This is a genomic window from Pseudaquabacterium inlustre (assembly GCF_038066595.1).
Taxonomy (GTDB): Bacteria; Pseudomonadota; Gammaproteobacteria; order Burkholderiales; family Burkholderiaceae_C; genus Pseudaquabacterium; species Pseudaquabacterium inlustre.
This window is the reverse complement of the sequence record NZ_JBBUTH010000011.1, coordinates 411212-423074: the sequence shown is the minus strand read 5'-3', so window position 1 is coordinate 423074 and position 11863 is coordinate 411212. Positions and strand designations below refer to the sequence as shown.

Sequence of the window (11863 nt, the reverse complement as noted above, 5' to 3'; positions counted from 1 at the left end):
TCGCCGTCGTCACGCCGATCCAATCGCCCCGAGCCATGCGTTCCCTGTCGTTCCCCTCCCGCCGCCAGGCGCTGCAGCGCCTGGGTGGCCTGGGCGCCCTGGCCGCCGCGCCGGCCTTCGGCCAGCCCGAGCGCCCCATCGTGCTGGGCCAGTCGGCCGCCATCACCGGCCCGGCCGCGCAGCTGGGCCTGCAGATGCACCAGGGCGCGCGCCTGGTGTTCGATGCGGTGAACGCCGCCGGCGGCATCAACGGCCGGCCGGTCGAGCTGCGCCTGGTGGACGATGGCTACGAGCCCGAGCGCTGCAAGGCCAACACCGACAAGTTCATCCAGGACGAGGTGTTCGCGCTGTTCGGCTACGTGGGCACGCCCACGGCGCTGGCCGCGCTGCCCGCGGTGACGGCGGCGCAGGTGCCGTTCATCGCGCCCTTCACCGGGGCGCAGGCGCTACGCGAGCCGTTCAACCGCAACGTGTTCCATGTGCGCGCGTCGTACTTCGACGAGACGGCGCTGATCGTGCGCCACCTGGCCGGCCTGCGGCTGCACAAGATCGCGGTGTTCCGCCAGAACGACAGCTACGGCCAGGCCGGCCTGGACGGCGTGCAGCGCGCGCTGGCCGCCATCGGCCGCGAACCGCTGGCCGTGGGCACGGTGGAGCGCAACAGCGTGAACGTGGCTGCCGCGGTGCAGGCCATCGTGGCCCGGCAGCCCGAGGCCGTGGTGCTGATCAGCGCCTACAAGAGCTGCGCCGCCTTCATCCGCGCGGCGCGCGCGGCGGGCTACGGCGGGCTGTTCTACAACGTGTCCTTCGTCGGCACCCAGGCGCTGATCGACGAGCTGGGCAAGGAGGCGCGCGGCGTGCAGGTGAGCCAGGTGATGCCCTCGCCCTTCTCCACCACCAACGGCGCCTCGCGCGAGTACCTGGAGGCCATCCGCCAGGCCGGCGGCAAGCACCAGCCCAACTACTCGGGCATGGAGGGCTTTGTCGGCGCGCGCGTGCTGGTGGAGGGCCTGCGCCGGGCCGCCGCCAGTGCCAAGACGCTGAACCGCGAAGCCCTGGTCAGCGCGCTGGAGAACCTGCGCCTGGACTTCGGTGGCTTCACGGTCGCCTTCGGCCCGCGCCAGCACGTGGGCTCCAGCTTCGTCGAACTGACGCTGCTGACCGAGGACGGCAAAGTGCGTCGCTGAGCGCCAGCGCACAGCCCGCACGGTTCTGGGGCCATCGCCACCCGGCATAAACTGGCCCGTTTCCTGCCTTGCCAGACCCGACACCGAGGAGCCGCACCCCATGCGCCTGATCGAATCCATCCTGGCCGACGCCGCCAGCATCACCACGCTGCGCCGAGACATCCACGCCCACCCCGAGCTGTGCTTCAAGGAAGAGCGCACCTCGGACCTGATCGCCAAGGCCCTGACCGACTGGGGCATCCCGGTGCACCGCGGGCTGGGCACCACCGGCGTGGTGGGCATCGTGAAGAACGGCAGCAGTGCGCGCGCCGTGGGCCTGCGCGCCGACATCGATGCGCTGCCGATCCAGGAAGGCAACACCTTCGCCCATGCCAGCCGCCACGCCGGCAAGATGCACGCCTGCGGCCACGACGGCCACACCGCCATGCTGCTGGCCGCCGCCAAGCACCTGGCCAAGCACCGCAACTTCGACGGCACCGTGTACCTGGTGTTCCAGCCAGCCGAGGAAGGCGGCGGCGGTGCGCGCGAGATGATCCAGGACGGCCTGTTCGACAAGTTCCCGATGGAGGCGATGTTCGGCGCGCACAACTGGCCGGGCATGCAGGTGGGCCAGTTCGCGTTGAAGTCGGGCCCCTGCTACGCGTCGAGCAACGAGTTCGAGATCGTCATCCGCGGCAAGGGCGCGCATGGCGCGATGCCGCATCTGGGCATCGACCCGGTGCCGGCCGCCTGCGCCATGGTGCAGGGCTTCCAGACCATCATCAGCCGCAACAAGCGGCCGATCGACACCGGCGTGATCTCGGTGACCATGATCCACACCGGCGAGGCCACCAACGTCATTCCCGAGGCCTGCACCATCGAAGGCACGGTGCGCACCTTCACGATGGACGTGCTCGACCTGATCGAGCAGCGCATGCAGGCCATGGCCGAGGCCACCGCGCTGGCCTATGGCTGCACGGCCGAGTTCCGCTTCAAGCGCAACTACCCGCCCACCATCAACCATGAGGCCGAGACCGCCTTCGCCCGCCGCGTGCTGGGCGAGGTGGTGGGCCCCGAGAACGTGCAGGAGTTCGAGCCGACGATGGGCGCCGAGGACTTCAGCTACTACCTGCAGAAGATTCCCGGCTGCTACTTCATGATCGGCAACGGCGACGGCGCGCACCGCGAGGGCGGCCACGGCCTGGGGCCGTGCATGCTGCACAACCCCAGCTACGACTTCAACGACGACCTGATCCCGCTGGGCGCCACCGCCTGGGTGCGCATCGCCGAGCAGTGGCTCAACACGCCCCGCTGAGGCTGCGATGACGCCCGACGCCCCGACGTACTTCTCGCAAAGCTACGCCGAGGCGCGTGGCAAGTTCCTGGCCGCGGCCGAAGCCGCGAACCTGGATGTGCACTCTGAGCCACACCCGCTGCTGGGCCGCGACGGCGAGCCGCTGGCGCTCGACATCGTGCGCGACGGCCCGGCCGATGCGCGCGCAGTGCTGATCCTCAGCTCGGCCTGCCATGGCGTGGAGGGCTACTGCGGCTCGGGCGTGCAGGTGGCGCTGCTGGGCGATGCGGGCTTTCGCGCCGCCGCCCATGCCGCCGGCGTGGCAGTGCTGTACCTGCATGCGCTGAACCCCTACGGCTTCTCGTGGTGGCGCCGCACCACGCACGAGAACGTCGACCTGAACCGCAACTTCCAGAACTTCCACCAACCGCTGCCGGTGAACCAGGCCTATGCCGAGATCGCCCACCTGGTGGTGCCGCAGGACTGGCCGCCCGCGCCCGGCGTGCAGCAGGCGGTCGACGCCTACATCGCCCGACACGGCCTGAAGGCCTGGCAGACCGCCGTGACCTCGGGCCAGTACCAGTACCCCGAAGGCCTGTTCTTCGGCGGCCACGGGCCCACCTGGAGCCAGATGGCGGTGCGCCATGCGCTGCGCGAGCACGGCCAGCGCTGCACCCGCCTGGGTTGGATCGACTTCCACACCGGGCTCGGCCCCAGCGGCGTGGGCGAACGCATCTTCGCCTGCCGCGACGACGCGGTGGCCCTGGCCCGCGCCCGCGCCTGGTGGGGGCCGGGCATCACGTCGATCTACGACGGCAGTTCCACCTCGGCGCTGCTGACCGGCCTGATGTGGACCGTGGCCTACGAGGCCTGCCCGCAGGCCGAGTACACCGGCATCGCGCTGGAATACGGCACCGTGCCGGTCGAGGAAGTGCTGGACGCGCTGCGTGCCGACCAGTGGCTGGAGAACCACCCCGAAGCCGACACGCTGGATCCGGCCCGGCGTGCCGCCATCAAGCAGCGGCTGCGCGACGCGTTCTACACCGACACCGATGTGTGGAAGCGGCAGATCGTGGCCCAGGGGCGCGAGGCCGCGCACCAGGCGGTGGCAGGGCTGGGCGGCGCCTGATGTCCTGAACTGACCGCAGACGGTCCGGCCGCGGTGCTGCGCGCACCGCCGTCGCGCGTGACCATGGCGGCTCCCGACACCAGGAGCCCACCATGTCCGCATCTTCCGCCCTCCCGGCCCACCCCGCCACGACCGCCCTGCTGCTGATCGACGTGCAGCAGTCGTTCAAGCACCGACCGTACTGGTCCGAGGCCGACCTGCCGGCCTACCTGGCCGCCACCGCCGCGCTGCTGGCCGGCTGCATGGCGCGCGGCGTGCCCATCGTGCGCATCTTCCACACCGACGGGCCGCGCAGCGCCGACAACCCCTTCGCGCTGGAGAGCGGCCTGGTCCGCCCGCTGGACGGCCTGCTGCCCTTCGACGCTGCGCTGACGGTGGAAAAGCACCGCCACAGCGCGCTGGTGGGCACCGGGCTGGCCGTGTGGCTGCACCAGCAGGGCATCCGCCGGCTGATGGTGGCCGGCATCCGCACCGAGCAGTGCTGCGAGACCACCGCGCGCCACGCCAGCGACGAGGGCTGGACGGTGGACTTCGTCACCGAGGCCACGCTGACCTTCGACATGCGCACGCCGGCCGGCCAGCCGCTGACGGCCGCGCAGATCCGCGAGCGCACCGCCACCGTGCTGGCCGGGCGCTTCGCCACGCTGGTCGGCGTGGACGAGGCGCTGTCGCGCGCGGCATGATGGCCGCATGATCGACGTCCTCTTCGTCGTCCTGCCCGACACCCTGCTGCTCGACCTGGCCGGCCCGGCCGAGGCCTTCCGCCTGGCCAACCAGGCGCTGGCGCGGCGCGGGCGGCCGGCCGCGTTCCGCCTGCGCTATGCCGGCCCGGCCCCGCAGGCGCGCTCGTCGGTGGGCCTGATGCTGGCCGAACTGGAGCCGCTGCCCGAATCCTTCAACCGCCCCACCTGGGCGGTGCTGCTGGGCCGCCCCGGCGAGGCGCCGCGCGTGCTGCAGCGCCAGCGCGCCTGGCTGGCCACGCGGCAGTGGCTGGTGCGGCAGGTGGCGCCGGTGCTGGCCGACGACGGCTCGGCGCACCGGCTGATGACCGTGTGCGTGGGCGCCCTGCTGGCGGCCGACGCCGGCCTGCTGGCCGGCCGGCGCTGCACCACCCACCACGAACTGCTGGACGACCTGGCGCAGATCGCGCCCACGGCGCTGGTGCAGGCCAACCAGGTGTGGGTGGAAGACGGCGCGCTGTTCACCAGCGCCGGCATCACCGCCGGCATCGACCTGGCGCTGCACTGCATCGCCCGCGAGTGCGGCGACGCGCTGGCCGCCAGCGTGGCCCAGGTGATGGTGACGGCCACGCGGCGCACCGCCGCGGCGCCGCAACTGTCGCCGCTGCTGGCCTTCCGCGACCACCTGCACCCGGCCGTGCACCGCGTGCAGGAGGCGGTGGCCGAGCGCCCCGCCGAGACCTGGAGCGCCGACGCCCTGGCCGCGGTGGCCCATGTCACGCCACGGCACCTGGCGCGGCTGTTCCGCCAGCACACCGGCCTGAGCCCGCGCGACTATGTGGAGCATGTGCGCGCCTCGCTGGCCCGCCAGGCCCTGGCGCGCGGGGCCAGCGCGCCCCAGGCCGCCGCGTTTGCCGGCTTCCGCAACGACCGGCAATGGCGCCGCGCGCGCGGCCGCACCCAGCACGCACCCTGAGCGTGCGCAGCGCCCCGCTGCGGGGCGCCACCGGCCGGCACAGCCCCTGAATCGATCGCCTGGGCGGCCGCGGGCCGCGTGCCACGGGGGTTTGTCCGGGCTCGCCACCTGGCACGCCGGTTGCGTAGGATTGCCTGAAATCCTGACCAAACGGTCAGCTTCAAGGTGAATCCGGGCCACCCGCTGCCCGGTGCGAGGAGCCCTCACCCGTGTCATCTGCCCACGCCTCGATCACCGCGGTCGACGCCGACATCCGGCCGAACCGCCTGGGTCACGACCAGCTGGCCCAGCGTTTCGCCGACGCGGCGCCGCGCCTCACGCGCACCCAGGCCCTGGTGGAGGCCGAGCGCTGTCTCTACTGCCATGACGCGCCCTGCGCCACGGCCTGCCCCACCGGCATCGACATCCCCAGCTTCATCCGCCGCATCGCCGAGGACAACCTGCGCGGCGCGGCCCGCGCCATCCTCAGCGCCAACCCGCTGGGCGGCACCTGCGCCCGCGTGTGCCCCACCGAAGAGCTGTGCGAGCAGGTCTGCGTGCGCAGCACCCAGCAAGGCAAGCCGGTGGTCATCGGCCAGCTGCAGCGCTACGCCACCGATGCGGTGATGGACCGCCCCTACAGCGCGCTGTTCCCGCGCGCAGCCGCCACCGGCAAGACCGTGGCCGTGGTGGGCGCCGGCCCGGCCGGCCTGGCCTGCGCGGTGGAGCTGGCCCGCCGCGGCCACGACGTGGTGATGCACGACGCCCGGCCCAAGGCCGGCGGCCTGAACGAGTACGGCCTGGCCACCTACAAGATGGCCGACGACTTCGCGCAGCGCGAGATCGACTGGCTGTTCGGCATCGGCGGCATCACCGTCAAGAACGGCTGGCGCCTGGAGACGGCCGCGCAGCTGCAGGCCCTGCAACGCGAGTACGCGGCCGTGTTCCTGGGCGTGGGCCTGGCGCACACGCACGGCCTGGGGATTGCCGGCGAAGGCCTGGCCGGCGTGCGCGATGCGGTGGACTTCATCGCCGAGCTGCGCGAGGCCACCTCGGCCGGCCGGCTGCAGGCCGTGCCCATCGGCCGCCGCGTGGTGGTGATCGGCGGTGGCATGACGGCCGTGGACGCCGCAGTGCAAAGCAAGCTGCTGGGTGCCGAGAGCGTGCACATGGTCTACCGCCGCGGGCCCGAGCAGATGGGCGCGTCGGACGCCGAGCAGCAGTGGGCACAGACGCATGGCGTCACCCTGCACCACTGGCTGGCGCCCGAGGCCATCCTGGGCGAGGCCGGCCATGTCACCGGCGTGCGCTTCGCGGTGCAGGACCTGGTGGGCGGGCACCTGAAGCCCACCGGCGAGCACCGCGCCTTCGAGGCCGACATGGTGTTCAAGGCCATCGGCCAGAAGCTGGACGTGGCGCTGTGGCAGGGCTGCGGGCTGACGATCCAGCAAGGCCGCATCGCCGCCGACGACGACGGCCGCACCGGCGTGCCGGGCCTCTTTGCCGGCGGCGACTGCCGTGCCGGCGGCCGTGACCTGACCGTCGAGGCGGTGGAAGACGGCAAGCGCGCCGCCGCCGCCATCCATGCCCAACTGACCGCCTGAGCCGGGAGCATCACCATGGCCGATCTGACCAACCACTTCGCCGGCATCAAGAGCCCCAACCCCTTCTGGCTGGCCAGCGCGCCGCCCACCGACAAGGCCTACAACGTCCATCGCGCCTTCGAGGCCGGCTGGGGCGGCGTGGTCTGGAAGACGCTGGGCGAGGAAGGCCCGCCGGTGGTGAACGTGAGCGGCCCGCGCTACGGCGCGCTGCTGACGCCCGACCGCCGCATGCTGGGCTTCAACAACATCGAGCTGATCACCGACCGGCCGCTGGCCGTCAACCTGGCCGAGATGCGCGAGATCAAGCGCCTGTGGCCCGACCGCGCGCTGGTGGCCAGCATCATGGTGCCCTGCACCGAGAGCGCCTGGAAGGCCATCCTGCCGATGGTGGAAGACACCGGTTGCGACGGCATCGAGCTGAACTTCGGCTGCCCGCATGGCATGAGCGAGCGCGGCATGGGCGCGGCCGTGGGCCAGGTGCCCGAGTACATCCAGATGGTCACGGCCTGGTGCAAGCAGTACAGCAAGCTGCCGGTGATCGTGAAGCTCACGCCCAACATCACCGACATCCGCAAGCCGGCCCTGGCCGCCAAGAACGGCGGCGCCGACGCGGTGAGCCTGATCAACACCATCAACTCCATCATGGGCGTGGACCCGGCCACGCTGACCATGAGCCCCAGCACCGCCGGCATGGGCTCGCACGGCGGCTACTGCGGCCCGGCCGTCAAGCCCATCGCGCTGAACATGGTGGCCGAGATCGGCCGCTCGCCTGAGACGGCCGGCATCCCGATCAGCGGCATCGGCGGCGTGGGCAGCTGGCGCGACGCGCTGGACTACATCGCGCTCGGCGCCGGCAATGTGCAGGTGTGCACCGCGGCCATGGTCTACGGCTTCAAGATCGTGCAGGAGATGATCGACGGCCTGTCGAACTACATGGACGAGATGGGCTTCCAGACCACGGAAGACTTCCGCGGCCGCGCGCTGCCCACCGTCACCGACTGGCAGTACCTGAACCTCAACGCCACCAGCAAGGCGGTGATCGACCCCGACAAGTGCATCGAGTGCGGCCGCTGCCACATCGCCTGCGAAGACACCTCGCACCAGGCCATCACCGCGGTGAAGGACGGCCAGCGCCACTTCGAGGTGAAGGAAGAGGAATGCGTGGGCTGCAACCTGTGCGTCACCGTGTGCCCGGTGCCCGAGTGCATCACGCTGCGCACGCTGGCCCCCGGTGAACTGGACCAGCGCACCGGCCAGCCGGTGCCGGCCCAGGCCCGCAACTGGACCGCCCACCCCAATAACCCCATGCGCAAGGCGCCGGAGCCGGCCTGATACTGGCCGGCGGCCCGCTGGCACCACCCTTGCTGGCAGGTGCCCATCCCCACACCCAACGAAGGACTGCACCATGACCCTGCGCCGCTCCCTCCTGCTCTCCACCGTGGCCGCTGCGGCCGCCCTTGCCTCGTTCGCGCCCGGCGCCTTCGCCCAGGCGGCCAAACTGAAGGTGGCGGCGGTCTACACCGTGCCGTTCGAGCAGCAATGGGTCAGCCGCCTGCACATCGCGCTGAAGGCCGCCGAGGCGCGTGGCGAGATCGAATACAAGGCCAGCGAGAACATCGCCAACGCCGACTACGAGCGCGTGATGCGCGAGTACGCCACCGGCGGCGCGCAGCTGATCGTCGGCGAGGCCTTCGCGGTGGAAGCCGCCGCCCGCAAGGTGGCCAAGGACTTCCCGAAGACCAGCTTCCTGATGGGCAGCTCGGGCAAGCCGCAGGCGCCCAACTTCGCCGTCTTCGACAACTACATCCAGGAGCCCAGCTACCTGGCTGGCATGGTGGCCGGCGGCATGACCAAGAGCAACAAGATCGGCATGGTCGGCGGCTTCCCGATCCCCGAGGTGAACCGCCTGATGCACGCCTTCATGGCCGGCGCCAAGGAAGTGAACCCCAAAGTCGAGTTCTCGGTCACCTTCATCAACAGCTGGTTCGACCCGCCCAAGGCCAAGGAAGCCGCCTTCGCGATGATCGACAAGGGTGCTGACGTGATGTATGCCGAGCGCTTTGGCGTCAGCGACGCGGCCAAGGAACGCAAGGTGCTGGCCGTGGGCAACGTGATCAACACCCAGGACAAGTACCCCGACACCGTGGTGGCCAGCGCGCTGTGGCACATGGAGCCGTCGATCGACCGCGCCATCAAGCTGGCCAAGGACGGCAAGTTCACGGCCGAGGACTACGGCCCCTACTCGATGATGAAGCACAAGGGCTCGTCGCTGGCGCCGCTGGGCACCTTCGAGAAGAAGGTGCCGGCCGACATCGTGACCAAGGTGCAGGCCAAGGAGAAGGCGATCCTGGGCGGCTCGTTCACGGTGAAGGTGGACGACAGCCAGCCGAAGGCGGCTTTCAAGTAATCCGCTGACATGGCCCTGCTGCGACTCGTCGGCATCACCAAGCGCTTCGGCAGCCTGGTGGCCAACGACGACGTGTCGCTCGAGCTGGCGGCAGGCGAGGTGCTGGCCCTGCTGGGCGAGAACGGCGCCGGCAAGTCCACGCTGATGTCCATCCTGTTCGGCCATTACGTGGCCGATGCCGGGCACATCACGCTGGACGGCCGGCCGTTGCCGCCCGGTGACACGCGCGCCGCACTGGCCGCGGGCATCGGCATGGTGCACCAGCACTTCACGCTGGCCGAGAACCTCAGCGTGCTCGACAACGTGATGCTGGGCACCGAGCCGCTCACCCGCCTGCGCACGCGGCGCGATGCGGCCCGCGCGCAGCTGCTGGCCACCGCGCAGCGCTGCGGCCTGGCCGTGGACCCCGAGGCGCGCGTGGCCACGCTGTCGGTGGGCGAGCGCCAGCGGGTCGAGATCCTGAAGGCCCTGGTGCGCGGCGCCCGCGTGCTGGTGTTGGACGAACCCACGGCCGTGCTCACGCCGCAGGAGGCGCAATCGCTGTTCGCCACGCTGCGCCAGCTGGTGGCGGGCGGCCTGGCGGTCATCTTCATCAGCCACAAGCTCGACGAGGTGATGGCCGTGGCGCAGCGCGCCGTGGTGCTGCGCGCCGGCCGCAAGGTGGCCGAGGTGACCGTGGCCGACAGCAGTGCCGCCGAGCTGGCGCGGCACATGGTGGGCGCGTCGGTGCAGGGGCTGGAGCGCCAGCCGCCGCGCCCGCGCCCGGCCGGCCAGGCGCCGCGCCTGGTGGTGCAGGGCCTGCACGCCCGCCATGCGCACGACCGCGTGGCGCTGGCGGATGTGAACCTCGACATCGCGCCCGGCGAGGTGCTGGGCATTGCCGGCGTCTCCGGCAACGGCCAGGGCTTGCTGGCGCGCGTGCTGGGCGGCGTGGTGGCGCCGGCCGCCGGCCGCATCACGCTGGATGGTGCGCCGCTGGCGCGCGATGCGCGCGGCGTGGTGGCCCAGCGCGTGGCACGCGTGCCCGAAGACCGGCAATCGGTGGGCGTGGTGGGCGACCTGCCGGTGTGGGAGAACCTGGCCGCCGAGGCGCTGTCCACGCCCGCCTTCAGCCGCTGGGGCTGGATCCGCCGTGCCGCTGCACTGGCCTATGCGCAGCGCAGCCTGCAGGCCTTTGATGTGCGTGGCGCCACGCCGCAGCGCCGCACCCGTGCGCTGTCGGGCGGCAACATGCAAAAGCTCATCCTGGCGCGCGTGCTGCAGCGCGCCGACGGCCAGACGCCGCAGCTCATCGTCGCCCACCAGCCCACCTGGGGCCTGGACATCGGTGCGGTGGGCTTCGTGCACCGCCAGCTGCGCGCGGCCTGCGCCGCCGGCGCGGCCGTGCTGCTGATCAGCGACGACCTGGACGAGATCGAACTGCTGGCCGACCGCATCGCGGTGATCTGCCATGGCCGCCTCACGCCGGCACGGCCGGCCACCGACTGGACGCGCGAGGCGCTGGGCTTGGCGATGGCCGGCACCGCCCACCCCGGCCAGGAACTGCCCCATGCGGCTTGAAGCCCGCGCCGAGGTGCGCCCCCGCCATGCGCTGGCCGCTGCGGCCGGCGCGCTGCTGGCCGTGCTGGCCCTGGTGGCGGCCTTGCTGACCGTGGCCGGCGCGCCGGTGGGCCGCAGCCTGGCGCTGCTGGCTGGCGGCGCCTTCGGCTCGGTGTTCGCGCTGAGCGAAACCTTCACCCGCGCCGTGCCGCTGATGCTCACCGGCCTGGCCGCCACCGCAGCCTTCCGCGCGCGGCTGTTCAACATCGGCGCCGAGGGCCAGCTGTATGCCGGCGCGATGGCCGCCGTGGCCGTGGGCGGTGTCTACGGCGAGCTGTTCAGCGCCACGCCGGTGCTGGGACAGGCGGTGATGTTTCTCGCCGCGGCGCTGACCGGTGCGCTGCTCTTGCTGGGCCCGGCGCTGGCCCGCCAGTGGTGGGGCGTGGACGAGGTGGTGTGCACGCTGCTGCTGAACTTCATCGTGCTGCTGGGCGTGGGCGCCCTGCTCGACGGGCCGATGAAGGACCCCGGCGCGATGGGCTGGCCGCAGAGCGTGGCGTTGGCGAGTGAACTGGAACTGGACAAGCTGCTGCCGCAGACCCGCGTGCACACCGGCCTGCTGCTGGCCCTGGCCTGCGCCGTGGCGCTGTGGGCGCTGCTGCGCTTCACCACGGCCGGCTTCCAGGTGCGGGCGCTGGGCGCCAATGCGCGGGCCGCGGCCTTCGTCGGCGTGCCGGTCACGCGCACCGTGGTGCTGGTGGCCCTGCTGTCGGGCGGCCTGGCCGGCCTGGCCGGCGCGGTGGAGGTGGCCGGGCGCACCAGCTATGTCACGCTGGACATGTCGCCGGGCTACGGCTATTCGGGCGTGGTGATCGCCATGCTGGCCGGCCTGCACCCGCTGGCCGTGGTGGCCAGCGCGGTGGGCGTGGCGGCCATCATCGTGGGCGCCGACAGCATGGGCCGCGCCCTCGGCGTGCCCAGCGTGCTGGCCGACGTGGTGGTGGCGGCCACGCTGCTGGCCGTGCTGGCCGCCAGCATGCTGACGCGCTACCGCCTGCGCTTCGACGGGCCGCGGGCCGCCTGAGGTCG

The 11863-nt window shown here is 72.0% G+C and carries 10 protein-coding genes; all 10 read left to right on the top strand.

Features of this window, described 5'->3' with window-relative positions; all coding sequences use genetic code 11:
- Positions 1 to 35 precede the first annotated feature (35 nt).
- The 10 genes from AACH10_RS24605 (at position 36) to AACH10_RS24560 (ending at position 11858) form a co-directional block, all read left to right on the top strand.
- On the top strand, positions 36 to 1187 hold the full coding sequence (locus tag AACH10_RS24605) for an ABC transporter substrate-binding protein (RefSeq protein ID WP_341413193.1): 1152 nt from the start codon (positions 36 to 38) through the stop codon (positions 1185 to 1187).
- Between the two features lie 100 nt (positions 1188 to 1287).
- Positions 1288 to 2481 carry a M20 aminoacylase family protein gene (locus tag AACH10_RS24600; protein WP_341413192.1) on the top strand — a complete coding sequence of 398 codons (1194 nt, stop codon included), beginning with the start codon at positions 1288 to 1290 and terminating at the stop codon, positions 2479 to 2481.
- Positions 2482 to 2488: 7 nt separating this feature from the next.
- Complete coding sequence (locus tag AACH10_RS24595) at positions 2489 to 3589, top strand: M14 family metallopeptidase (RefSeq protein WP_341413191.1); 1101 nt, start codon at positions 2489 to 2491, stop codon at positions 3587 to 3589.
- A 92-nt stretch (positions 3590 to 3681) separates the two neighbouring features.
- Complete coding sequence (locus AACH10_RS24590; protein WP_341413190.1) at positions 3682 to 4272, top strand: isochorismatase family protein; 591 nt, start codon at positions 3682 to 3684, stop codon at positions 4270 to 4272.
- A 7-nt stretch (positions 4273 to 4279) separates the two neighbouring features.
- Entirely contained in the window at positions 4280 to 5245 is a 966-nt protein-coding gene (locus tag AACH10_RS24585; protein WP_341413189.1) for a GlxA family transcriptional regulator, read from the top strand.
- 209 nt (positions 5246 to 5454) lie between these two features.
- Positions 5455 to 6828, top strand: coding sequence for an NAD(P)-dependent oxidoreductase (locus AACH10_RS24580; protein WP_423228658.1), 1374 nt, complete (start codon positions 5455 to 5457; stop codon positions 6826 to 6828).
- A gap of 15 nt (positions 6829 to 6843) precedes the next feature.
- Complete coding sequence (gene preA, locus AACH10_RS24575; RefSeq protein WP_341413188.1) at positions 6844 to 8160, top strand: NAD-dependent dihydropyrimidine dehydrogenase subunit PreA; 1317 nt, start codon at positions 6844 to 6846, stop codon at positions 8158 to 8160.
- Between the two features lie 73 nt (positions 8161 to 8233).
- Positions 8234 to 9235, top strand: coding sequence for a BMP family protein (locus AACH10_RS24570; RefSeq protein ID WP_341413187.1), 1002 nt, complete (start codon positions 8234 to 8236; stop codon positions 9233 to 9235).
- A 9-nt stretch (positions 9236 to 9244) separates the two neighbouring features.
- Complete coding sequence (locus tag AACH10_RS24565; protein ID WP_341413186.1) at positions 9245 to 10795, top strand: ABC transporter ATP-binding protein; 1551 nt, start codon at positions 9245 to 9247, stop codon at positions 10793 to 10795.
- Positions 10785 to 11858 carry an ABC transporter permease gene (locus tag AACH10_RS24560; RefSeq protein ID WP_341413185.1) on the top strand — a complete coding sequence of 358 codons (1074 nt, stop codon included), beginning with the start codon at positions 10785 to 10787 and terminating at the stop codon, positions 11856 to 11858. Before AACH10_RS24565 ends, AACH10_RS24560 begins: the two co-directional genes overlap by 11 nt.
- The last annotated feature ends 5 nt before the right edge of the window (positions 11859 to 11863 follow it).